The organism is Variovorax sp. LARHSF232, from assembly GCF_052871435.1.
The window spans coordinates 142,172-165,864 of the sequence record NZ_JBIXJS010000001.1 but is presented as its reverse complement, the minus strand read 5'-3'; the positions used below and the strand labels follow the sequence as shown (position 1 = coordinate 165,864).

At 67.0% G+C, this 23,693-nt stretch carries 21 protein-coding genes; 18 read left to right on the top strand and 3 right to left on the bottom strand.

Annotated features, from left to right (window positions below):
* Positions 1 to 16 precede the first annotated feature (16 nt).
* The 8 genes from nuoL (at position 17) to ACIPRI_RS00720 (ending at position 7,939) form a co-directional block, all read left to right on the top strand.
* Positions 17 to 2,050 (top strand): NADH-quinone oxidoreductase subunit L, encoded by a 2,034-nt coding sequence (gene nuoL, locus ACIPRI_RS00755; RefSeq protein ID WP_446587489.1) that lies wholly within the window; start codon positions 17 to 19, stop codon positions 2,048 to 2,050.
* 25 nt (positions 2,051 to 2,075) lie between these two features.
* Positions 2,076 to 3,551, top strand: a complete 1,476-nt coding sequence (locus ACIPRI_RS00750) for an NADH-quinone oxidoreductase subunit M (protein ID WP_446587487.1) — start codon at positions 2,076 to 2,078, stop codon at positions 3,549 to 3,551.
* Positions 3,552 to 3,575: 24 nt separating this feature from the next.
* Positions 3,576 to 5,063: an NADH-quinone oxidoreductase subunit NuoN gene (gene nuoN / locus ACIPRI_RS00745; RefSeq protein WP_446587485.1), complete on the top strand. Its 1,488-nt coding sequence runs from the start codon at positions 3,576 to 3,578 to the stop codon at positions 5,061 to 5,063.
* Between the two features lie 22 nt (positions 5,064 to 5,085).
* Positions 5,086 to 5,397, top strand: coding sequence for a DUF2818 family protein (locus tag ACIPRI_RS00740; protein ID WP_446587483.1), 312 nt, complete (start codon positions 5,086 to 5,088; stop codon positions 5,395 to 5,397).
* Positions 5,398 to 5,399: 2 nt separating this feature from the next.
* Complete coding sequence (locus ACIPRI_RS00735) at positions 5,400 to 5,993, top strand: NUDIX domain-containing protein (RefSeq protein WP_446587481.1); 594 nt, start codon at positions 5,400 to 5,402, stop codon at positions 5,991 to 5,993.
* 8 nt (positions 5,994 to 6,001) lie between these two features.
* Entirely contained in the window at positions 6,002 to 6,454 is a 453-nt protein-coding gene (locus ACIPRI_RS00730; RefSeq protein WP_446587479.1) for a DUF1178 family protein, read from the top strand.
* Between the two features lie 205 nt (positions 6,455 to 6,659).
* Positions 6,660 to 7,124: a hypothetical protein gene (locus ACIPRI_RS00725; protein WP_446587477.1), complete on the top strand. Its 465-nt coding sequence runs from the start codon at positions 6,660 to 6,662 to the stop codon at positions 7,122 to 7,124.
* Positions 7,124 to 7,939 (top strand): DUF2145 domain-containing protein, encoded by an 816-nt coding sequence (locus ACIPRI_RS00720; RefSeq protein WP_446587475.1) that lies wholly within the window; start codon positions 7,124 to 7,126, stop codon positions 7,937 to 7,939. The genes ACIPRI_RS00725 and ACIPRI_RS00720 overlap by 1 nt, the downstream gene beginning before the upstream one ends.
* A gap of 9 nt (positions 7,940 to 7,948) precedes the next feature.
* Here ACIPRI_RS00720 and ACIPRI_RS00715 read toward each other — a convergent pair whose 3' ends face one another.
* Positions 7,949 to 9,745, bottom strand: coding sequence for an ABC transporter transmembrane domain-containing protein (locus ACIPRI_RS00715; protein WP_446587473.1), 1,797 nt, complete (start codon positions 9,743 to 9,745; stop codon positions 7,949 to 7,951).
* A gap of 76 nt (positions 9,746 to 9,821) precedes the next feature.
* On the opposite strand from ACIPRI_RS00715, the gene ACIPRI_RS00710 reads away from it, so the two are divergent.
* The 10 genes from ACIPRI_RS00710 to ACIPRI_RS00665 all read left to right on the top strand — a co-directional run bounded on the left by ACIPRI_RS00710 (position 9,822) and on the right by ACIPRI_RS00665 (position 19,990).
* Positions 9,822 to 10,364, top strand: a complete 543-nt coding sequence (locus ACIPRI_RS00710) for a MarR family winged helix-turn-helix transcriptional regulator (RefSeq protein ID WP_446587471.1) — start codon at positions 9,822 to 9,824, stop codon at positions 10,362 to 10,364.
* Positions 10,345 to 11,820 (top strand): efflux transporter outer membrane subunit, encoded by a 1,476-nt coding sequence (locus ACIPRI_RS00705; protein WP_446587469.1) that lies wholly within the window; start codon positions 10,345 to 10,347, stop codon positions 11,818 to 11,820. The genes ACIPRI_RS00710 and ACIPRI_RS00705 overlap by 20 nt, the downstream gene beginning before the upstream one ends.
* 35 nt (positions 11,821 to 11,855) lie before the next feature.
* On the top strand, positions 11,856 to 13,172 hold the full coding sequence (locus ACIPRI_RS00700; protein WP_446587467.1) for an efflux RND transporter periplasmic adaptor subunit: 1,317 nt from the start codon (positions 11,856 to 11,858) through the stop codon (positions 13,170 to 13,172).
* A 20-nt stretch (positions 13,173 to 13,192) separates the two neighbouring features.
* Entirely contained in the window at positions 13,193 to 14,752 is a 1,560-nt protein-coding gene (locus tag ACIPRI_RS00695; RefSeq protein WP_446587465.1) for a DHA2 family efflux MFS transporter permease subunit, read from the top strand.
* Between the two features lie 209 nt (positions 14,753 to 14,961).
* A complete protein-coding gene (locus ACIPRI_RS00690; RefSeq protein ID WP_446587463.1) occupies positions 14,962 to 15,732 on the top strand; it encodes an ABC transporter ATP-binding protein in 771 nt (256 codons plus the stop codon).
* Entirely contained in the window at positions 15,732 to 16,442 is a 711-nt protein-coding gene (locus ACIPRI_RS00685; protein WP_446587461.1) for an ABC transporter ATP-binding protein, read from the top strand. Before ACIPRI_RS00690 ends, ACIPRI_RS00685 begins: the two co-directional genes overlap by 1 nt.
* A gap of 51 nt (positions 16,443 to 16,493) precedes the next feature.
* Positions 16,494 to 17,693, top strand: a complete 1,200-nt coding sequence (locus tag ACIPRI_RS00680) for an ABC transporter substrate-binding protein (protein ID WP_446587459.1) — start codon at positions 16,494 to 16,496, stop codon at positions 17,691 to 17,693.
* 33 nt (positions 17,694 to 17,726) lie between these two features.
* A complete protein-coding gene (locus tag ACIPRI_RS00675; protein ID WP_446587457.1) occupies positions 17,727 to 18,602 on the top strand; it encodes a branched-chain amino acid ABC transporter permease in 876 nt (291 codons plus the stop codon).
* The gene (locus tag ACIPRI_RS00670) at positions 18,602 to 19,585 is read left to right on the top strand and encodes a branched-chain amino acid ABC transporter permease (RefSeq protein WP_446587455.1); all 984 of its coding nucleotides are present in this window, start codon (positions 18,602 to 18,604) and stop codon (positions 19,583 to 19,585) included. Before ACIPRI_RS00675 ends, ACIPRI_RS00670 begins: the two co-directional genes overlap by 1 nt.
* Before the next feature lie 12 nt (positions 19,586 to 19,597).
* A complete protein-coding gene (locus tag ACIPRI_RS00665) occupies positions 19,598 to 19,990 on the top strand; it encodes a DUF3224 domain-containing protein (protein WP_446587453.1) in 393 nt (130 codons plus the stop codon).
* Positions 19,991 to 20,037: 47 nt separating this feature from the next.
* On the opposite strand, the gene ACIPRI_RS00660 is transcribed toward ACIPRI_RS00665, so the two are convergent.
* Positions 20,038 to 21,114 (bottom strand): lipocalin-like domain-containing protein, encoded by a 1,077-nt coding sequence (locus ACIPRI_RS00660; RefSeq protein WP_446587451.1) that lies wholly within the window; start codon positions 21,112 to 21,114, stop codon positions 20,038 to 20,040.
* Complete coding sequence (locus tag ACIPRI_RS00655) at positions 21,114 to 23,690, bottom strand: FtsX-like permease family protein (protein ID WP_446587449.1); 2,577 nt, start codon at positions 23,688 to 23,690, stop codon at positions 21,114 to 21,116. The genes ACIPRI_RS00660 and ACIPRI_RS00655 overlap by 1 nt, the downstream gene beginning before the upstream one ends.
* Between the last annotated feature and the right edge of the window lie 3 nt (positions 23,691 to 23,693).

The window sequence follows — 23,693 nt, the reverse complement described above, 5'->3', positions numbered from 1 at the left end:
AGGAACGAGAACCAACATGAGCGCAACTCTTTCCGCATCCACGCTGCTGGCGGTCCCGCTGGCACCCCTGGCCGGCTCCTTGATCGCCGGCATCCTTGGCACCAAGTTCGGCGGCAACCTGATCGGCCGCCGTGCATCGCACTCGGTCACCATCCTGGGCGTGCTGATCGCCTTCGTCATCTCGGCGATGACGCTCAAGAGCGTGGCGCTGGACGGCGCCCGCTTCGAAGCCACCATCTACGAGTGGATGGTGATCGGCGGGTTGAAGATGGAAGTCGGCTTCCTCATCGACGGCCTCACGGCCATGATGATGTGCGTCGTCAGCTTCGTCTCGCTCATGGTGCACATCTACACCATCGGCTACATGGAGGAAGACGACGGCTACAACCGCTTCTTCGCCTACATCTCGCTGTTCACCTTCTCGATGTTGATGCTCGTCATGAGCAACAACATGCTGCAGCTGTTCTTCGGCTGGGAAGCGGTGGGCCTGGTGTCGTACCTGCTGATCGGCTTCTGGTACAACAAGCCGACCGCCATCTTCGCCAACCTGAAGGCCTTCCTGGTCAACCGCGTGGGCGACTTCGGCTTCATCCTGGGCATCGGCCTGGTGGCGGCCTACGCCGGCTCGCTGAACTACGGCGAAGTGTTCGGCCAGGCCGGCGAGATTGCCAAGCTTGGCTTCCCCGGCACCGACTGGATGCTGATCACCGTGATCTGCATTTGCCTGTTCATCGGCGCCATGGGCAAGAGCGCGCAGTTCCCGCTGCACGTGTGGCTGCCCGATTCGATGGAAGGCCCGACCCCCATCTCCGCGCTGATCCACGCCGCCACCATGGTGACGGCCGGCATCTTCATGGTGGCGCGCATGTCGCCGCTGTTCGAGTTGAGCGACACGGCACTGAGCTTCATCCTGGTGATCGGTGCCATCACGGCGCTGTTCATGGGCTTTCTGGGCATCATCCAGAACGACATCAAGCGCGTGGTCGCCTACTCGACGCTGTCTCAGCTGGGCTACATGACGGTGGCGCTGGGCGCCTCGGCCTATTCGGTGGCGGTGTTCCACCTGATGACGCACGCCTTCTTCAAGGCGTTGCTGTTCCTCGGTGCCGGCTCGGTCATCATCGGCATGCACCACAACCAGGACATCCGCTGGATGGGCGGCGTGCGCAAGTACATGCCCATCACCTGGATCACCTCGCTGCTGGGCTCGCTGGCGCTGATCGGCACGCCACTGTTCGCTGGCTTCTACTCCAAGGACAGCATCATCGAGGCGGTGCACGAGAGCCACCTGTGGGGCGCCAACTTCGCCTACTGGTCGGTGCTGGCGGGCGTGTTCGTCACGGCTTTCTATTCGTTCCGCATGTACTTCCTGGTCTTCCACGGCAAGGAACGCTACGACCAGAATCCGGACGCGCATCACCACGATGCGCACGATGAGCCCAACCATGGCCACCGCGAAGACCACTCGACGCCGCATGAGTCGCCCTGGGTGGTGTGGCTGCCGCTGGTGCTGCTGGCCATCCCCTCGGTGGTGATCGGCTACATGACCATCGACGGCATGCTCTTCAGCGAATTCTTCAAGGACTCGATCATCGTCGACGCGACGCGCCACCACGCCATGACCGAATTGAAGGAAGCCTTCCACGGCCCGATGGCCATGGCGCTGCACGGCCTCACGGCCTGGCCCTTCTGGCTGGCATTGGCCGGCGTGGTGACGTCCTGGTACATGTACCTCGTCAACCCGGCGGTCCCGGCGGCCATTCGGCGCGCCTTCGGCCCGATCTACCGCCTGCTCGAGAACAAGTACTACATGGACTGGTTCAACGAGAACGTGATCGCCCGCGCCACACGCGCCCTGGGCAACGGCCTGTGGAAGGGCGGCGACCAGGGGCTGATCGACGGCGCCATCGTCAACGGTTCCTGGAAGGTCGTGGGCCGCGTGTCCGGCGTGGTGCGCTGGGTGCAGTCGGGCTACATCTATCACTATGCGTTTGCCATGCTGCTCGGCGTGTTCGTGCTGATGTCCTACTTCGTATGGTTCAAGCGATAAGCGGCGGCACTGGAGAAAAACAAAAATGGGTTTGCTGAGTCTTGCCATCTGGCTGCCGATCGGTTTCGGCGCCGCGCTGCTGGCCTTCGGGCGTGACGACCAGGCGCGCCTCGTGCGCTGGGTTGCGCTCATCGGCTCGATCCTGAGCTTCATCGTCACCGTTCCGCTGTACGCCGGCTTCCAGCTGAAGACGGCGGCGATGCAGTTCGTCGAGAAGAGCCCGTGGATCGACCGCTTCAACATCTTCTACCACGTGGGGGTCGACGGCCTGTCGCTGTGGTTCGTGCTGTTGACGGCCTTCATCACGGTGGTGGTGGTGATCTCGGCCTGGGAAGTGATCACCGAGCGCGTCAATCAGTACATGGGCGCGTTCCTGATCTTGTCGGGCCTGATGATCGGCGTGTTTTCCGCGCTCGACGGCGTGCTGTTCTACACCTTCTTCGAAGCCACCCTGATCCCGATGTACCTCATCATCGGCATCTGGGGCGGGCCCAACAAGATTTACGCTGCCTTCAAGTTCTTCCTGTACACCTTGCTGGGCTCGCTACTCCTGCTGGTGGCCTTGATCTACCTGTACAACGTCTCGGGCGGCAGCTTCGACATCCTCACCTGGCACCAGGTCAAGCTGAGCGGCCATGTGCAGACGCTGGTCTTCTTCGCGCTGTTCGCCGCCTTCGCCGTCAAGGTGCCGATGTGGCCGGTTCATACCTGGCTGCCGGACGTGCACGTCGAGGCGCCCACCGGCGGCTCCGCCGTGCTGGCCGCGATCATGCTGAAGCTGGGTGCCTACGGCTTCCTGCGCTTCTCGATGCCGATTGCGCCCGACGCGGCGCACGAGTGGGCCTGGTTCATGATCGCGCTGTCGCTCATCGCCGTGATCTACGTCGGCCTGGTGGCGCTGGTGCAGACGGACATGAAGAAGCTGGTGGCCTACTCGTCGGTGGCGCACATGGGCTTCGTCACGCTGGGCTTCTTCATCTTCAACGACCTGGGCGTGGCCGGCGGCATCGTGCAGATGATCGCGCACGGTTTCGTTTCGGGCGCCATGTTCCTTTGCATCGGCGTTCTGTACGACCGCGTGCATTCGCGTGAAATCGCCGACTACGGCGGCGTGGTCAACACCATGCCCAAGTTCGCCGCCTTCGCGCTGCTGTTCGCCATGGCCAACTGCGGCCTGCCGGCCACCGCCGGATTCGTGGGCGAATGGATGGTGATCCTGGGTGCCGTCAAGGCCAACTTCTGGCTGGGCCTGGGCGCAGCCACCGCGCTGATCTTCGGCGCCGCCTACACCCTGTGGATGTACAAGCGCGTCTACCTGGGCGATGTGGGCAACGACCACGTGAAGGAACTGACGGACATCAACGGCCGCGAATTCCTGATGCTGGCGCTGCTGGCGATTCCCGTGCTGTGGATGGGCCTGGACCCGAAGCCTTTCACCGACGTGATGGACGCATCGGTGGCCGAGCTGCTGCGCCACGTGGCGATTTCCAAGCTGCCATAACTCCACGCTGAACAAGAGAACGAGATGATTGACAAACTCAGCTGGATCACCATCTACCCGGAGATCGTGCTCCTGGTCATGGCCTGCATCATCGCGCTGGTCGACCTGTCGTCGAACGACCCGCGCCGCACCCGCACCTACATCCTGACGCTGCTCACGCTGGCGGTGGTGGCGTACCTCACCGGCCTCAACGCCAGCAATGGCCAGACCGTGTACGGCTTCGGCGGCATGGTGGTGAGCGACCCCATGGGCAACTGGCTCAAGTGCTTTGCCAGCATTGCGCTGATGGCCACCCTGGTCTACGGCCGCCCCTATGCGGCCGACCGCGAGATGCTGCGCGGCGGCGAGATGTTCACCCTGAGCATGCTGGCTCTGCTGGGCATGTTCGTGATGATCTCGGGCAGCAACTTCCTCCTGATCTACCTCGGCCTGGAACTGCTCACCTTGTCGAGCTATGCGCTGGTCGCGCTGCGCCGCGACAACGCGGTGGCCAGCGAAGCGGCCATGAAGTACTTCGTCCTGGGCGCGCTGGCCAGCGGCTTCCTGCTGTACGGCCTGTCGATGATCTACGGCGCCACCGGCACGCTGGACGTGAACGAGGTCTTCAAGATCATCGCCAGCCGCGCCGTCAAGCACCAGGTGCTGGTGTTCGGCCTGGTGTTCATCGTGGCCGGCCTGGCGTTCAAGGTGGGCGCTGCCCCCTTCCACATGTGGGTGCCCGACGTCTACCAGGGCGCGCCCACGGCCGTCACCCTGCTGATAGGCGCGGCGCCCGAACTGGCCGCCTTCGCCATCATCATCCGCCTCTTGGTGGAGGGCCTGCTGCCGCTGGCCATCGACTGGCAGCAGATGCTCACCGTGCTGGCCATCGGTTCGCTTTTGATCGGCAACCTGGCGGCCATTGCCCAGACCAACCTCAAGCGCATGCTGGCCTACTCGACCATCGCGCAGATGGGCTTCATGCTCTTGGGCCTGGTGGCTGGCGTGGTGAACGACAACACCTACAACGCGCAGTACGCTTACAGCGCGTCGATGTTCTACGTCATCACCTACGTGCTCACAACCCTGGCCAGCTTCGGCATCATCCTGCTGCTGGCGCGCGAAGGCTTCGAGAGCGAAGAGATCACCGACTTTGCCGGCTTGAACCAGCGTAGCCCGCTTTACGCGGCCGTCATGGCGATCGCCATGTTCTCGCTGGCCGGCATTCCGCCGATGGTGGGCTTCTACGCCAAGCTGGCGGTGCTGCAGGCGCTGATCGCTTCCGGCCAGGCCTTCTACATCGGGCTGGCAGTGTTCGCGGTGATGGCTTCGCTGGTCGGCGCCTTCTACTACATCCGCGTGGTGAAGGTCATGTACTTCGACGAGCCGGTGACGGCCAGCACCGTCTCGGCGCCCGGCGACGTGCGCGCGGTGCTCTCCATCAACGGCGCCCTGATCCTGATCCTGGGCATCGTGCCGGGCGGCCTGATGGCGCTGTGCGCCAAGGCCATCGTGGCCACCCTCGCGGGCTGAGAGCCCGAGAGCCCGCGCACGCGTGTCGTCGCAAAGTGCTTCGGTCTGGCTGGTGCTGGTGGTCGCCCTGGTGGCGGCCAACCTGCCTTTTGCCAATGAGCGGCTGTTTGCGCTGATTGCGCTGCGCTCGGGCCGCAAGGGGCTCGGGCTGCGCTTTGCGGAGCTGCTGGTCTTCTATTTTCTGGCGGGCGGCGTGGGCCTGCTGTTCGAGCGCCGCGTCGGGCAGATCGCGGCCCAGGGCTGGGAGTTCTACGCAGTCTCGGGGGCATTGTTCCTGGTGCTGGCCTTTCCTGGCTTCACCTGGCGCTACCTGATCAAGCATCACCGGAGTTGAGGATGGACGACGGTCATCTGAAGGAAGAGCGTGTCGACGGCACCTTGCTCTTCAAGGGCAATTTCCTGGAAGCGCGGCGCGACACGGTGCGCATGCCCGACGGCCACACCGCCACGCGCGAATACGTGGTGCATCCGGGTGCCGTGGTGGTCATTCCCATGCTGGACGACGGCCGCGTCGTGCTGGAGCGCCAGTACCGCTACCCGGTCGGCCATGTGATGGTCGAGTTCCCGGCCGGCAAGCTCGATGCGGGCGAGGATCCGCTCTTTTGCGGGCAGCGCGAGCTGCTGGAAGAAACCGGCTACAGCGCCCGCGAATGGGCCCATGCGGGTGCCATGCACCTGGCCGTGGCCTATTCCACCGAAATCATCCATGTCTACTTCGCCCGCGGCCTGTCGCTGGGTGAGCGCCAGCTCGACCATGGCGAATTCCTCGACGTGATCACCGCCAGCGTGGACGAGCTGCTGGGCTGGTGCCGCGACGGCACCGTGACCGACGCCAAGTCGCTCACCTGCACCCTCTGGCTGCAGAACGTCTTGTCGGGCGCATGGACACTCGATTGGCAGGAGACGGCCGCCAACGGCCGGGCCGGATAATTGCGGGCATGAAGGTCCTCAACCTCCAGTGCTCGCATGGCCACGGATTCGAAGGCTGGTTCGCGTCGAACGAAGCGTTCGAGGCGCAGCTGTCCGGCGGCCTGGTCGAGTGCCCGGTGTGTGGCGGCAAGGACATCACCAAGCTGCTGGCTGCGCCGCGCCTCAACCTGGGCGGCGGCAAGGCGCCGGCCGAGCCGCAAGCGGCACAGGCCTTGCAGGCACAGCACCAACAGCAGCAGCAGAACGGACGCTGGCTGCGCGCCGTGCGTGAGCTGATGGCCACGACCGAGGACGTGGGCGAGCGCTTCGCGGACGAGGCGCGCAAGATCCACTACGGCGAAGTCAAGGAACGCGGCATCCGCGGCCAGGCCACGCGCGAGGAAACCGCGGCGCTGGCGGACGAGGGCATCGCCGTGATGCAGATCGCGCTGCCCGCGGCGCTCAAGGAAACGCTGCAATAGGGCGTCCTGGCGCGGGCAGCAACGCTCGCGCGCCAGCCGGTATCGAATCCGGCTACTGCGCGGTTCTGGCGCGGTTACCAACTCACTAATCAAGCACTCCGCGCCGCGCGTCGAACGAGCATTCGTTCGCCTCGCGCAGCAGCGCCTTTCCTTCAGGCGATGTCGCACCGGGCACTTTCTTTCTCAACCACTTTGGAAAGTTGCCATGAAGAAATCAATCTCCGGTGTCCTTCTTGCCGTGGCCACGGTCTGCGGCGCCTGCGCCTTGCCCGCGGCCTCGGCGCACGCCCAGAGCGAAGCCTCGCTTGCGCTCTCGGCGCTGCCGGTCGCCTCGGTGGTACTGAGCACTGCAGCGGCGGCAACGGCAGCGAGCGCCGCGGTGGCCATTCCGGTCGCACTGTCGGTGGCCGGCAGTCAGCTCATCATCAAGAGCGTGCAGGTCTCGGGCGATGCCGTGGTGTACGTGCTGGAGCGGGCCGCCGACGGTGCGCAGGCCAGCGTCCGCGTGTCGCTCGGCTCGGCCAGCTACTCGGTCAAGCAGGTCGATACGGCGGTGAGCGTGGTGATCATTTCCACTGGCGTGATGCTGGTGGCCACGGGCGAAGTGCTGGCTTTCATTCCCAACGAACTGGGCCGCGCGCTGCTGCATAGCGCCAAGGTGTCGGGCTGATGGCGATGCGTGCGTTCAAGTTGGCACCGGCGCTGAGCGCCGCCTTTCTATGCGCGGCGCTTGCCGCGCACCATGCACCCGCCGCCGCCGGGCGTTCCTGCGAGGCCAAGATGCCCGATGCGCAGGCCTTTCGCCAGGGCCTGCAGCTGGCGCAACGCACCGCGCTGGCGCTGGATGCCAGCGGTGCCAAGGTGGTGATCCTGGCGCGTGCCGGCCAGGACCTGCGCAAGTACGGCCTGCGCTATTCCCACCTGGGTATCGCCTACAAGAGCGGGGAGGGGACATGGCGCGTGGTTCACAAGCTCAACCAGTGCGGAAGCGCGCGCGCCAGCGTGTACCGCCAGGGCCTGGGCGACTTCTTCCTGGACGATCTGTGGCGCTACGAGGCGGCCTGGGCGGTACCGGCGCCGGATGTGCAGGCGCAGTTGCTGAGCCTGATGCAGGCGCCGCCCCAACAGCTGCTGCGCGTCAACCAGCCGGCCTACAGCCTGGTCTCCTATGCCTGGGGCCGGAAGTACCAGCAGTCCAACCAATGGGTGATCGAAACCATGGCGCTGGCCATGGAGCCGGCCGGCGTCGATGGCCGCGCGCGGGCGCAGGCCTGGCTGCAGTTCAAGGGCTACGAGCCGACGACGCTCAGGCTCAGCCCGCTGACCCGCCTGGGTGGCCGCATCTCATCCGCCAACGTGGCCTTCGACGACCATCCCGACGAGAAGCGCTTCTCGGACCGCATCGAAACCGTGACGGCCGATTCGGTCTTTGCCTGGCTGCAAAGGAGCGCCCTGGCGGCGCCGCCGGTGACGCTCAAGCTGTGAGCGTCGTCATCATGCAGTGAACTGCAGCGCGGCCAGCCTTGCGTAGACGCCGCCCTGGGCCACCAGTGACGCGTGCGTGCCTTGCTCGACGATGCCGCCGTGGTCCAGCACGACGATGCGGTCGGCCTTTTGCACGGTGGCAAGGCGGTGCGCGATCACCAGGGTCGTGCGGTTCGCCATGGCGCTGTCCAGCGCGGCCTGGACCATGCGTTCGCTCTGCGCATCGAGCGCACTGGTGGCCTCGTCCAGCAGCAAGAGCGGGGCGTTCTTCAAGATGGCGCGGGCAATCGCGATGCGCTGGCGCTGGCCGCCCGACAGGCGAACGCCGCGCTCGCCGAGAAATGTGTTGTAGCCCTCGGGCAGGGCGCTGATGAAATCGTCGGCAAAGGCGGCGCGCGCGGCCGCGTGCACCTCGTCCTCGCTGGCCCCGGGGCGGCCGTAGCGGATGTTCTCCAGCGCGCTGGCCGAGAAGATCACCGCGTCCTGCGGCACCAGCCCGATGTGGGCCCGCAGGTCATCGAGCGCCAGGGCGTCGAGCGCCGCGCCATCGATCAGGATGCGGCCCTGCTGCGGGTCGTAGTAGCGCAGCAGCAGTTGCAGCACGGTGCTCTTGCCGGCGCCGCTGGAGCCCACCAGCGCCACCGTTTCGCCGGACGCGATGTCGAGGCTGAAGTCGCGCAGCGCCGGCGTGTCCGGCCGCGACGGGTAGTGGAAGCGCACCGCCTCGAAGCGGATGGTGCTGCCGGCGGTGGGCGCCGGCACCTGCACCGGCTGGGCCGGCGAGCGGATGTCGGCCTGCGCGTGCAGCAGCTCCATCAAGCGTTCCGTGGCGCCGGCGGCGCGCAGCAGATCGCCATAGACCTCGCCCAGCACCGCCGCCGCGCCGGCCAGGATGATCACGTACACCACCGTCTGCCCAAGGTGGCCGGCGCTGATGCTGCCTTGCAGCACCGCCTGCGTGCCTTCGTACAGGCCCCACAGCAGCGCAGCCGAGGTGGCGATGATGATGAAGGCCACCAGCACCGAGCGCGCCTTGGTGCGGCGCACGGCGGTGTGGAAGGCGTTGTCGGTGGAGGCGTGGAAGCGCTTCGCCTCGCGCTCTTCCGCCGTGTAGCTCTGCACCACGGGGATCGCATTGAGCACCTCGGCGGCGATGGCGCTGGCGTCGGCCACACGGTCCTGGCTGGCACGCGACAAGCGCCGCACCCGGCGGCCGAACCACATGCTGGGCAATACGATCAGCACCAGGATCAGCAGCACCTGGGTCATCACATAGGGATTGGTCCAGACCAGCATGGCCAGGGCGCCGATGCCCATCACCGCGTTGCGCAGCCCCATGCTGAGCGATGAACCGACCACCGTCTGTACCAGCGTCGTGTCGCCGGTGATGCGTGACAGCACTTCGCCGGTCTGGGTGGTCTCGAAGAAGGCCGGGCTTTGGCGCAGCACGTGCGAATAGACGGCGTTGCGCAGGTCGGTGGTGACACGCTCGCCCAGCCAGCTGACCGTATAGAAGCGCGCCGCCGAGAACAGGCCGAGCGCGACCGCCACGGCAAACAGTTCGAGGAAATGGCCGCGCAGCCCCATGGCCTGCGTGCCCTTGTCGGCACTGATCAGGCCGCCATCGATCAAACCACGCAGGGCCAGCGGAAAAACCAGCGTCGTCAGGGCCGCGAGAACCAGGAACACCGCCGCCAAGGAAATCTGCAGCCGGTAGGGCCGAAGAAAGGGCGCCAGGCCCGACAGGGATCGGGGGGTGCCCTTGGCGGGCGAACGGGGTGATGTGTCAGAAGCAGCGGCAGCCATTGGCGGATTTTATCGAACGCTTGCCCGCTCAAAAGCGGCCTTGACAATAACTGCTGCGGCAAATAATATTTTCAGCATGACTGATCAGAACGCGCCCCCACCCGCCCCCGACAAGTCCGAGCCGGTCGATTTCTATCGTCCGGAGAGCTATCGGGCGGAGGAGAGCGTCGGTTACATGATGAAGCGGATCCTGTCCTCGATCAGCCAATCGGTGGAGTCGAGCCTGTGCGAACCGGGCAGCCCCACCTATCCGCAGTGGATTCCGCTGCACAAGCTGCACATGGGCGTGGCCACCACGGTGGCCGAACTGGCGCGCGAATGCCAGCTCGACACCGGCGCCATGACGCGCCTGCTCGATCGCCTGGAAGCCAAGGGCCTGTGCCGGCGCGTGCGCTCGCAGTCGGACCGGCGCGTGGTGAACATCGAGCTCACCGATGAAGGCCGCGCGGCCGCGCAGGAGGTGCCGCACTTCCTGGCCCGCGTGCAGAACGAATACCTGGCCGGCTTCACGCGCGAGGAATGGGAAGAGCTCAAGAGCTACCTGCGCCGCATCCTCGACAACGCGCAAGCCATCTCGGCCCGTGAAGAAAGAAAAGAAGATGACTCGAGCGCTTCCTGAGCGCCTGTGGCGCAGCGGCGTGGCCATTGCCGCCTCGCTCGCTCTGGCCGTCCTTGCCGGCTGCGCCGACATGTCCGGCATCGACTCGCAGGCCAGGTTGCGCGATTCGCAATCGCTCGGCCTGGGCGCCGAAAGCGCTGGCGGACTGCGTGTCAGCGACGTGGAGCGCAACGAGGTCGAAGCCCGCTGGTGGCTCGCCTTCGGCGATGCCCAGCTCAATGGCCTGGTCGACCAGGCGCTGCAGGGCAATCCCAATCTCGCGATCGCGCGAGCGCGCGTGGCCAAGGCGCAGTCGTCGCTTGACGTGGCACGCTCGGCCGACCTGCCGCAGGTCGGCGCCGGCCTGGACCTGACGCGCCAGCTGTTCAGCAACAACTTCATCTATCCGCCGCCGCTGGGCGGCTCGATCCGCGACTCCGGCGCGCTGCTGCTCAGCGGCAGCTGGGAACTCGACTTCTTCGGCAAGAACCGCAGTGCCATCGAAGCCGCCGTCGGCGGCGCCAATGCGGCCATCGCCGAGGCCGAGGCGGCCCGCATCCTGCTGGCCTCGCGCGTGACCAATACCTATATCCAGTGGGCCCGGCTGGACGGCCTGGAAGCGGTCGCCAAACGCACGGTGGCGCAGCGCGAGGAAACGCTGAAGCTGGTGCGCGACCGCGTCTCGGCCGGGCTGGACACGCGGCTCGAGTTGCGCCAGAGCGAATCGGGCATTCCCGAGGCACGCCAGCGCATGGAGTCGCTGGCCGAGCAGATCGCGCAGACCCGCCATGCGCTCGACGCCCTGGTGGGCCAACCCGGTGCCAGCGAGAAGTTGAAGGCGCCGGCGCTCGACGGCTTCAAGGCGATCGCGCTGCAGCCGAGCATCCCGGCCGACCTGCTGGGCCGCCGTGCCGACGTCGCCGCTGCGCGCTGGCGCGTCGAGGCCGCGACCCAGGACGTGGCCTACGCCAGGACGCTCTTCTATCCCAACATCGACCTGGTGGCCACCGCGGGCTACCAGAGCCTGGGCTTCGACAACCTGCTCAAGCCCGGCAGCCGGCTGTGGAGCTTCGGCCCGGCGATCCGCCTGCCGATCTTCGAGGGCGGCCAATTGCGCGCCAACCTGCGCGGCAAGGATGCCGATCTCGACGCCGCCATCGAGAGCTACAACAACACGGTGCTCGACGCGGTGCGCGACGTCGCCGACCAGGTCACTGCGATCCAGTCGGTGGCGCGCCAGCAGGTGCAGCAGCAGCTGGGCCAGGAAGCCGCCGAAGGCGCCTACGAGATCGCGGTGCAGCGCTACAGCGCGGGCCTGGGTACCTATCTCAACGTGCTGACGGCCGAGAACAACGTGCTGCTGCAGCGCCAGAACCAGGTCGATCTCGCGGCCCGTGCGCTCAGCACCCAGGTCGGCCTCGCCCATGCGCTGGGCGGCGGCTACCAGGCGCCCACCAGCACGGCCGCCCTGCGCTGAGCTGAGCACCTTCGGATCGAAAGAAAACACACGCCATGACCGATCAAGACAAACAGGTCCCTGCGGCCGCTGCTGCGGCGACCGAAACCGCGCCCGCCGGCAACGGCAATCGCCGCAAGGCATTGAGCGCGCTGGCCGCCATCGTGGTGGTCGCCGGAGCCGGCTGGGGCGCGTATGAATGGCTGGTGGCCAGCCACTACGAGTCGACCGACAACGCCTACGTGCAGGGCAACGTGATCCAGATCACGCCGCAGATCGCCGGCACCGTGATGTCGATCATGGCCGACGACACCGACTACGTGAAGGCCGGCCAGCCGCTGGTCAAGCTCGACCCGGCCGATGCCCGCGTGGCGCTCGACCAGGCGGAGGCGGCGCTGGCACAGACGGTGCGCCAGGTGCGCACCCTGTATCTCAACAACGGCTCGCTGGCCGCCCAGGTGGCGCTGCGCGAGGCCGACATCGTGAAGGCCAGGAGCGACATCGGCCGCGCCGAAGACGACCTGCAGCGGCGCAAGGCGCTGTCGGGCAACGGCGCCGTCTCGAAGGAAGAGCTCAACCATGCCGAAACGGCACTGTCCAATGCGAAGAGCGCACTGTCGGCGGCGCAAGCCGGCGTGACGGCGGCGAAGGAGCAGCTGGCCAGCAACCAGTCGCTCACCGAAGGCACCAGCGTGCAGCAGCACCCCAGCGTGCTGGCGGCCGCGGCCAAGGTGCGCGAGGCCTATCTGGCGACGCAGCGCATCGACATCCCGGCACCGGTCGACGGCTACGTGGCCAAGCGCACCGTGCAGCTGGGCCAGCGCGTGGCGGCGGGCACGCCGATGATGTCGGTGGTGCCGCTCAACCAGGTCTGGGTCGACGCCAACTTCAAGGAAGTGCAGCTGCGCAGCATCCGCCTGGGCCAGCCGGTGAAGCTGACGGCCGACGTGTACGGCACCAAGGTCGAGTACACCGGCAAGGTGGCAGGCCTGGGCGTGGGCACCGGCGCCGCCTTTGCCCTGCTGCCGGCACAGAATGCCACCGGCAACTGGATCAAGGTGGTGCAGCGCGTGCCGGTGCGCATCGCGCTCGACGGCGAACAGCTCAAGTCCAACCCGCTGCGCGTGGGCCTGTCGATGGACGCGCAAGTGGACGTGTCGAACAAGGACGGCAAGATGCTGGCCACCGCGCCGCGTCCCAGCGCGCTGTCGCAGACCCAGGTCTACAGCGCGCTCGACCAGGGCGCGGATGCAGAGGTGCAGCGCATCATCGCCGCCAACCTCGGCAGCAAGCGCGCCGACGTCGGCGCGCTCGCGCAGCCCGCGCGCCCGCCGCGCGGCAGCCACGCAGCGCAGCCGGCCAATCCTTCCTGAACCGTTCCGGCGCGCACTGAATGTCGTCCGCACCCGCGACCATCCCGCCGCCGCCGCTGGAAGGCTCGGCGCGCATCTGGGGCACCGTGGCCCTGTCCGCCGCGACCTTCATGAACGTGCTGGACTCGTCCATCGCCAACGTCTCGCTGCCGGCCATTGCCGGCGACCTGGGCGTGAGCGCGACGCAGGGCACCTGGGTCATCACCAGCTTCGCCGTGGCCAATGCCATCGCGGTGCCGCTGACGGGCTTCCTGACGCAGCGCTTCGGACAGGTGCGCCTGTTCATGGCCAGCATCATCCTGTTCGTGATCACGTCCTGGATGTGCGGCCTGGCGCCGAACATGACGACTTTGATCGCCTTTCGCGCGCTGCAGGGCTTCGTGGCCGGGCCGATGATTCCGCTGTCGCAGACGCTGCTGCTGTCGAGCTATCCGCGCGCCAAGGCGGGCCTCGCCATGGCGCTGTGGTCGATGACCACGCTGGTGGCGCCGGTGATGGGGCCGCTCCTGGGTGGCTGGATCACCGACAACATCTCCTGGCCCTGGATCTTCTACATCAACATCCCGGTGGGCATCCTGGCGGCGCTCATTACCTGGGGCATTTACCGCGACCGCGAAAGCGTCACGCGCAAGGTGCCCATCGACGCCATCGGCCTGGCGCTGCTGGTGCTGTGGGTCGGCTCGCTGCAGCTCATGCTGGACAAGGGCAAGGAGCTGGACTGGTTCCACTCGGCCGAAATCATCGCGCTGAGTGTCACGTCGGTGGTCGGCTTCGCCTTCTTCCTGGTCTGGGAGCTGACCGACAAGCATCCGGTGGTCGACCTGTCGCTGTTCAAGCGCCGCAACTTCTGGACCGGTGCGGTCGCAACAGCGGTGGCCTATGGCCTTTTCTTCGGCAACATCGTGTTGCTGCCGCTGTGGCTGCAGCAGCACATGGGCTACACCGCCACCCAGGCGGGGATGGCAATGGCACCGGTGGGCCTGTTGGCGATCGTGCTGTCGCCGATGGTGGGGATGACGGTGGGCAAGGTGGACCCGCGCCGCTATGCGACCTTCTCCTTCCTCGTCTTCGCGCTGGTGCTGTGGATGCGCGCCGGCTTCAACACGCAGGCCGACTTCACCACCATCATGATCCCGACGGTGGTGCAGGGCATCGCCATGGCCTTCTTCTTCATTCCGCTGGTCACGATCACGCTGTCGGGCCTGTCGCCCGATCGCATCCCGGCGGCCTCGGGCCTGTCGAACTTCTTGCGCATCACCGGCGGCGCCATCGGCACCTCGGTTACCACCACCTTGTGGGAAAACCGCGCCACCTTGCACCACGCGCAGCTGGTGGAGTCGGTCAATCTCGGCAACGGTGCGGCGACCAGCGCCATCTCGGGGCTGGGCGCGAGCGGCTTCAGTGCCGACCAGGTGCTGGCGCAGCTCAATCGAATGGTTGACCAACAGGCTTTCATGCTGGCCACGTCCGACATCTTTTATGCCTCGGCGGTGCTTTTCATCATGCTGATTCCGCTCGTGTGGCTGGCGCGGCCGCAACGGGGCGCGGCTGGCGCGGACGCCGCAGCAGGCGCCCACTGACGATGCCCGTTCAGCAGGGCGCGCCGATCCGGTGCGCGCCCTGCACACAGGCCGTGCACGCGGCCGCTGTGGTTGCACTGCAGCATAGGCATTTGCCCCAGTATTAAATTCGACTGCCACTGCCAACAATGCGGTCCGCGCCCATGGTGGCGCGTCAAGATGGGCCGCATGATTCAATTTCTGCCAACGCTTCCGGGTGGTCTCGCTACATGAGCGACGTCATTCTCGAGACACGCCAGCTCACCAAGGAATTCAAGGGCTTCACCGCAGTCAGCAATGTCGATCTGTCGGTGCAGCGCGGTGCCATTCATGCGCTGATCGGGCCCAACGGCGCAGGCAAGACGACCTGCTTCAACCTGCTCACCAAGTTCCTGGAGCCCACCGCGGGCACCATTCTTTTCAACGGGCACGACATCACGCATGAGCGGCCGGCGCAGATCGCACGGCGCGGCATCATCCGCTCCTTCCAGATCTCGGCGGTGTTCCCGCACCTCACCTTGATGGAGAACGTGCGGCTGGGCCTGCAGCGCGCGCTGGGCACCTCCTTCTTCTTCTGGAAGAGCGAGAAGAGCCTGAACGCGCTCAATGCGCGCGCGGTCGAATTGCTGGCGCAGGTGGGCCTGGAAGACCTGGCCGACGAGCAGACGGTGAACCTGCCTTACGGCCGAAAGCGGGCGCTGGAGATCGCCACCACCCTGGCCATGGAGCCCGAACTGATGCTGCTGGACGAGCCCACGCAGGGCATGGGCCACGAAGACGTGCAGCGGGTGGCCGAACTCATCAAGCGGGTCTCGGTGGGCCGCACCATCTTGATGGTGGAGCACAACATGAGCGTGGTCTCGACCATCGCCGACACCATCACGGTGCTGCAGCGCGGCGCCGTGCTGGCCGAGGGGCCCTATGCGCAGGTCTCGACCAATCCGCAGGTGATGGAGGCCTACATGGGCACCACCGACGGCCAACTGCAAGGGGCCCACTGATGGCAGTGCCGGCACTGGAGATCAAGGGCCTGCAGGCCTGGTACGGCGAGTCGCACGTGCTGCACGGCGTCGACATGGTGGTGCAGCCGGGCGAAGTGGTCACCCTGCTGGGGCGCAATGGCGCCGGGCGCACCTCGACCATGCGCGCCATCCTGGGGCTGACCGGTTCGCGCAAGGGCAGCATTCAGATCAACGGCACCGAAACCATCCACCTGCCCACGCACCGCATCGCGCACCTGGGCGTGGGCTACTGCCCGGAAGAGCGCGGCATCTTCGCCAGCCTGTCGGCCGAAGAAAACCTGCTGCTGCCGCCGGTGCTCAAGGGCGCGGGGCAGGGCATGGCGGTGGCCGAGATCTATGAGATGTTCCCCAACCTGGCGGAGCGCCGCAACAGCCCGGGCACGCGCCTGTCGGGCGGCGAGCAGCAGATGCTGGCGGTGGCGCGCATCCTGCGCACCGGCGCCAAGCTGCTGCTGCTCGACGAGATCTCCGAGGGCCTGGCCCCGGTCATCGTGCAGGCATTGGCGCGCACCATCCAGACCCTGCGCGCCAAGGGCTACACCATCGTCATGGTGGAACAGAACTTCCGCTTTGCCGCGCCGCTGGCCGACCGCTTCTACGTGATGGAGCACGGCCGCATGGTCGAGGCCTTCAGCGCTTCGGCCCTCGACGCCAAGATGCCGGTGCTGCACGAGTTGCTGGGCGTCTAGCCAGCGTTCATTTCTCATCCATCGATCACCACCAACCCAGGAGACTCTCTCATGCAATTCAAGCTCAAACATGTGGCCTTCATGCTCGCCGCCGCGGGTCTTGTCAGCCAGGCCGCGCAGGCCCAGGAGAAGGTCGTCATCGGCTACATCAGCGACCTGTCCGGCCTGTATGGCGACCTCGAAGGCAAGGGCGGCCTCACGGCGATCCAGATGGCGATCGAGGACATGGGCGGCAAGGTGCTGGGCCAGCCGGTGGAAGTGCTGTCGGTGGACCACCAGAACAAGCCGGACATCGCGGCCTCGAAGGCGCGCGAGTGGATCGACACGGCAGGCGCGACGATGATTTTCGCCGGCACCAATTCCGGCGTGGCGCTGGCCACCTCCAAGGTGGCGCAGGAGAAGAAGCGGGTGTTCTTCACCAACGGCGCCGCCACCTCGGCGCTGACCAACGCCCAGTGCAGCCCCTACACCGTGCACTACGCCTACGACACCGTCGCGCTGGCCAAGAGCACCGGCGGCGCGGTGGTCGACACCGGCGGCAAGAGCTGGTTCTTCCTGACGGCCGACTATGCCTTCGGCCATTCGCTGGAAGGCGATACCGCCAAGGTGGTCAAGGCCAAGGGCGGCACGGTGGCCGGCGCGGTGCGCGCGCCGCTCAATGCATCGGACTTCTCGTCCTTCCTGCTGCAGGCGCAGAACTCCAAGGCGCAGGTGCTGGGCCTGGCCAACGCCGGCGGCGACTTCATCAACTCGATCAAGGCCGCCAAGGAATTCGGCATCGACAAGTCGATGAAGGTGGCCGGCCTGCTGGTGTTCCTGACCGACGTCAAGAGCCTGGGCCTGCCGGCCACGCAGGGCCTGCTGCACACCACCAGCTGGTATTGGGACATGGACGACGAGACTCGCAAGTGGGCGGCCCGCTACGAAGCCAAGACCAAGCAGAAGCCCACCGACATCCAGGCCGCCGACTACTCCGCCACCATGACCTACCTGAAGGCGGTGGAGGCAGTGAAGTCCACCGACGCCGACAAGGTGATGGCCCACCTGAAGAAGACGCCCATCAACGACTTCTACGCCAAGGGCGGCGTGATCCGTCCGGACGGCCGCATGGTGCACGACATGCTGCTGGCCGAGGTGAAAAAGCCGGCCGAATCCAAAGGCCCCTGGGACCTGCTGAAGATCGTCAAGAAGGTGCCGGGCGACCAGGTCTTCACGACCAAAGAAGAGAGCACCTGCGCCCTCTGGAAATAATCACCGCCCTGACCTGAACGCTTCATCCCATCCATGACGATTTCCCTGCCCGCCCTGCTGAGCCAGCTCTTGCTGGGCCTGGTCAACGGCTCCTTCTACGCAATCTTGAGCCTGGGGCTGGCGGTGATCTTCGGCTTGCTCAACGTCATCAACTTCGCGCACGGCGCGCTGTTCATGATGGGGGCAGTGCTGACATGGATGGCGATGAACTACTTCAACGTCAACTACTGGGTGATGCTGGTCGTGGCGCCGCTCATCGTCGGCGCCTTTGGCGTGCTGATCGAGCGGCTGCTGCTGCGCTGGATCTACAAGCTCGATCATCTCTACGGCCTGCTGCTGACCCTGGGCCTCACCTTGCTGATCGAAGGCGGCTTTCGCTCGGCCTATGGTGTGTCGGGCCTGCCCTACAACACGCCGGACCTGCTTTCCGGCGGCACCAACCTGGGCTTCATGTTCCTGCCCAACTACCGCGCCTGGGTGGTGCTGGCCTCGCTGGTGGTGTGCTTCGCCACCTGGTATGCGATCGAGAAGACGCGGCTGGGGGCCTACCTGCGCGCCGGCACCGAGAACCCGCGGCTGGTGGAGGCCTTCGGCGTCAACGTGCCGCTGATGGTCACGCTCACTTACGGCTTCGGCGTGGCGCTGGCCGCCTTCGCCGGCGTGCTGGCCGCGCCGGTGATCCAGATCTCGCCGCTGATGGGGCAGAACCTCATCATCATCGTGTTCGCGGTGGTGGTGATCGGCGGCATGGGCTCGATCATGGGCGCCATCCTCACCGGGCTGGGGCTCGGCGTGGTCGAGGGGCTGACCAAGGTGTTCTATCCCGAGGCGTCCTCCACCGTGGTCTTCGTCATCATGGTGGTGGTGCTGCTGCTGCGCCCGGCCGGCCTGTTCGGCAGCGAGAAATAATGAAGAAGATCTCCATCGTCATCTACGGCGCGCTGCTGCTGGCGCTGCTGCTTGCGCCTTTCATCGGCTTCTATCCGGTCTTCGTGATGAAGGTGCTGTGCTTTGCGCTCTTCGCCTGCGCCTTCAACCTGCTGCTCGGCTACACGGGCCTCCTGTCCTTCGGCCATGCCGCCTTTCTGGGCAGCGCCGCCTACGTGGCCGGCCAGGCGCTGAAGGTCTGGCACCTCACGCCCGAGCTCGCGCTGATCGCCGGCACCTTGATGGGCGCGCTCTTGGGCCTGGTGTTCGGCTGGCTCGCCATCCGCCGCCAGGGCATCTATTTTTCGATGATCACGCTGGCACTTGCCCAGATGATCTATTTCGTCGCCCTGCAGGCGCCCTTCACCGGCGGCGAGGACGGGCTGCAAAGCGTGCCGCGCGGCAAGCTCTTCGGCCTGGTCGACCTCCGCAGCGACCTCACCATGTACTACGTGGCGCTGGCCATCGTGGTGGCCGCCTTCCTACTGATTGCCCGCACCGTGCATTCGCCCTTCGGCCAGGTGCTCAAGGGCATCAAGGAGAACGAGGCGCGCGCCATCTCGCTGGGCTACGACGTCAACCGCTTCAAGCTGCTGGCCTTCGTCATCTCGGCGGCGCTGTCGGGCCTGGCCGGCTCGCTCAAGACCCTGGTGCTGGGTTTCGCCACCTTGAGCGATGTGCACTGGACGGCCTCCGGCCACGTGATCCTGATGACCCTGGTCGGTGGCCTGGGCACGCTCAGCGGCCCGCTGGTCGGCTCGGCCGTGGTGGTACTGCTGGAAAACAAGGTGGGCGACTTCGGCGCCTTCATGGCGGAGCTCACGCGCATCGACTGGTTCAACACCCTGGGCGAGTCGGTCACCATGGTCACCGGCCTCATCTTCGTCGTCTGCGTGCTGGCCTTCCGGCGCGGCGTGATGGGCGAGGTGATCGCTTTCATGGATCGGCAGCGCGCGCGGCGCTGAGGAGCGCATTGCATGGCTTTCATTGCCAAGGGCAGTTTCACGGTCGAGATGAAGCCGCAGGCCGAACCCGGTGTCATTGACGGTGTGAGTCTCGGGCGCATGTCCCTCGACAAGCGTTTCGAGGGTGACCTGGCCGGCACCGGACGCGGCGAGATGCTGACCGCACTGACGCCGGTGCAAGGCTCCGCCGGCTATGTGGCGATCGAGCGCGTTTCCGGCACGCTGCACGGGAAGAGCGGCGGCTTTGTCTTCCAGCACGCCGGCACCATGACGCGCGGCGCGCAGCAACTGTCGATCACCGTGGTGCCCGATTCGGGCACGGGTGAGCTCAGCACGATTGCCGGCAGCTTCAAGCTGCAGATCGTGGACGGCAAACATTCTTACGAGTTCGAGTACACGCTGTGAGCCCCATGACGCTGCAAGCACTCGACGCCTTTGAGGCCGCGTCATCTCTACAGCTTCAGCGCACCCGCATACCCCGTCATTTCCAGATAGCCGCGCCCCACGACCGCACCGCGCTCGTCGAGTAGGTCGGACAGGCCTTCCCAGTAAACGGTGCCGGTGGAGCCGCGGCTGTCCAGCTCCTGGTTGTCCAGCAGCGCCTTGACCGAGAAGCGCCCCACCGGCGTGGCCACGGTCCATTCGACCGGGTAGTCGGCTTGCGTGGCCGGGCTCTTCCAGCGGCGGCCGGCTTCGAAGCGCAACTCGCCCGGCGCGAACGCGCGCAGCTCGCCGCTCCTGCTGCGCCACGAGCCGCCGGCCCAGAGCGAGCGCCCGTCGCGATCGCGCAGCCGGAAGGCGGTGAGGGCGGCGCCGTCTGCCAGGTTCATGCCGATCCAGTCCCAGCCCACTGCCCCCGGCGGCATGATGGTCTCGCTCCACTCGTGGTCCAGCCAGGCGCGGCCATCATTCAATTCGAAGCGGCTGGCCCCAAGGCCGATGTGCCCTTGCACCTTCAGCTGCGGCTCGCTGTAGTAGTAGCTGGTTTCGTTGGGCCCGGCGCCCTTGCGCGACAGGCCGGCCTCGCCTTGCAGCAGCACCGGCTGCGTCGGCGTGAAGCGCAGGACCAGGCTGAAGTCGTTCGCCGCGATGCTGGCGGCATAGGAGCCGCCTGCTTCCCGATGCAGGCGCCAGTCGCGCAGCCGCACGTCGGTGTCCTGCTCGGAGGCGGAAGCCACGCCCATGCCGGCGCGCGCGATGCGCTGGTCATGCAGCAGGCGACCGCCCTTCAGGTCGGTGACGGCTGCGTGGGCGAAGATCAGCTGCTTGGCAGCAAAGGCGGAGCGCAGCTTTTGCGTGGCATCGACCCGCGAGCGGAAGAAGGTGAGCTGAAAGCCGAAGCTGCGCACGCCGCCGCCGGCCTGCGGCATGCCGGCATGGCCGGTGATGTACCACCATTCGGTGCGGTGGTCGGGATGGCTGCCGAAGTCGCGCGGAAACTGCAGCGGCCGCTGCAATGGCAATGGCGCTGCAATCGTCCGCGCGCAGGGCGCAGCCAGCACGGCCGCAAGCAGTGCGCGCCTTTGCATCACCAGTCCTCCTTCACCGCCAGCACGGCGTCGCGGCCGGCGGCGGCACGGCCGGCCAGCCAGGCGGTGAGCGTGCCGGCTGCCAGCACCGCGGCGCACAGGAGCGCCAGCCGCCACCACGGCACCATCAGGTCCATGGTCCAGTGAAAGCTCTGCGGGTTGACCACATGCACCAGGATCAGCGCCACCGCCAGCCCCAGCGCCAGGCCGGCCAGCGCGCCGATGGCGGTCCAGGCCATGCCTTCGCCGGCCACCACGCCCAGGATCTGTCCGCGGGTGAAGCCCAGGTGCGCCAAGAGGCCGAATTCCTTGCGCCGCGCCAGCACTTGCGCGCTGAAGCTGGCGGCAATGCCGAACAGGCCGATGCCGATCGCCACCGCCTGCAGCCAGTAGGTGACGGCAAAGCTGCGGTCGAAGATGCGCAGCGAATTGGCGCGGATGGCGTGGACCGAAGCAAATTCAACCGGTTCGCTGCTGCCCAGCCGCTCGGCGGCCAGCGCGCGGATGGCCGCCTGCACATCGCTTTCGGAGGCAGCCGGTGCCAGCCACAGCGCGATGTCGCTCACGTTACGCTCGCCGGTGAGGCGCTCGAAGTCGCGCGCATCCAGGGTGATGGCGCCGAACTGCCGCACATAGTCGCGCCATACGCCGGCCACGAAGAAGCGTGGCGCGGGGCCAGCGGCGCCGGCGGCAAAGGCCCGCGACAGTGGCTCGAATTCGCCGCCCGGCCGCGCGCCGTACAGATCGACCACTGCTTCGCTCACATACACGCCGATCGAGCCGGCCGGCACCGGCACCTGCTCGCCAACCAGGGGCAGGGTGCGCGCCGGGTCGCTGTCGTCGAAGCTGCGCGAGATCAGCGTGAGCGCAGGCCGGCTGCTGTCGAGCAGCAGGGCGCGCGTGCGCAAGGTACCGGTGCGCGCCACGCCCGGCAGCTGCGCCACCGCCTGCACGAAGTCCGGCGTGAAGGCCGCCGCGTCCAGCGCGCCGGCGGCGCTGCTGCCGCTGCCGGCCGCGCGCACATACAGCTGCGCCGGCAGCACCGCGTCGAGCCAGCGCGAGACCGATTCGCGAAAACTGGCGACCATCACCGTGAGCGCCACCGCCAGGCTCAGGCTGGCCACGACGCCGCTCACCGCCACTGCCGCGCTGCCGCGCATGCGGCGCGCGCGTTCCACCGCCAGCATGGGCAGCAGACGTTGCGCCAACCGCGGCGCCGCACGGTCGTAGAGCGCGCCGATCAGCACCGGCAAAGTGGCGATGCCGCCCACCAGCAGGAACCCGACCGCGAGGTAAGCCGCCACGGGCACACCGAACAGAGGCGGCGCCAGGGCCAGCAGGGCGCCGATGGCCATCAAGGCGGCGCCGAGCCAGCGGGTCCGGCGCGAGCCGGGTGCGGTGCTGGTGGCCCCCAGCCCCTTGAGCGTGAGCGCCTCCGGCAGCGCCTGCGCCGCGCGTGCCGGCCACCAGCCGCCCACCAGCGCCGCTAGCAGCCCGAGCGCGCCATAGACCAGCGCCGCGCTGCTGTTCCAGCGCAGCGTTGGCGCCACACCCGGAAAGTAGCCCCCTCCGAGGTCGCCGCCGAGCAGGTGCAGCGCCAGTGCCGCGAGCCCGGTGCCGAGCGCGATGCCGGCCAGGCTGCCGACCAGCCCCAGCACGCCGCATTCGAGCAGCACCAGTTGCAGGCGCTGCCGCGGCGTGAGACCCAGCACGCCCAGCAGCGCGAACTGCTGCGAACGCTTGGCCACGGCCAGCGAAAGCACCGAGAACACCAGGAAGGCGCCGGTGAATAGCGCCACCAGCGCCAGCACCGTCAGGTTGACGCGGTAGGCGCGCGACAGGTTGCTGACGCGCTGCGCCGCATCGCCCGGCTCGGCCAGCCGCAGCCCGGCCGGCCAACTGGCCGATTGCTCGATCGAACGGGCGAAGGCGGCGCGGTCGGTGCCCGTCACGAGGCGGATGTCGACGCGGCTGAGCTGGCCCAGCCGCTCGAACAGATCCTGCGCGGCGCCGATGTCCATCACCGCCAGCGCGGCGCCGCCGGCCGTCACGCTGCCCGCCACTGCAAGCCGGTGCGTTTGTGTGCCCGACTGGATCTCGACGGTGTGCGCTTTCGCACCGACCACGCTGCGCGCCGCCGCATTGAGAAAGATCTGCCCGGGTGCCAGCATCGCCAGCCGGTCCGCGCCGGTGGCCGGTTGCGGCACCAGTGCCGGCGCCATCTGCGGCAGCGCCAGCGCATCCACGCCCAGCACGCGCAGGGCGATGCGCTTGCCGTCCGCCAGCAGCTGCGCCTGGGTCTCGAGCACCGGGCTGGCCAGCGCGACCTGTGGATGGCCGGCGACGCGGGAAAAAAGCGCTTCGTCGAATCCACCCTGGGCGGCGCGCAGCTCCAGGTCGGGCTGGCCATTGACCGAACGAACCGCGCTTGCGAATTCGTCGAGCGCCGAGGCATTGATGAGGTGCACCGAGAACGCCAGCGCCACGCCCAGCATCACGGCCACCACCGCCGCCGCGTTGCGCCAGGGGTGGTGGCGCAGCTCGCGCCAGGAGAAGGTGCGCAAGAGGGAGAGCATGGC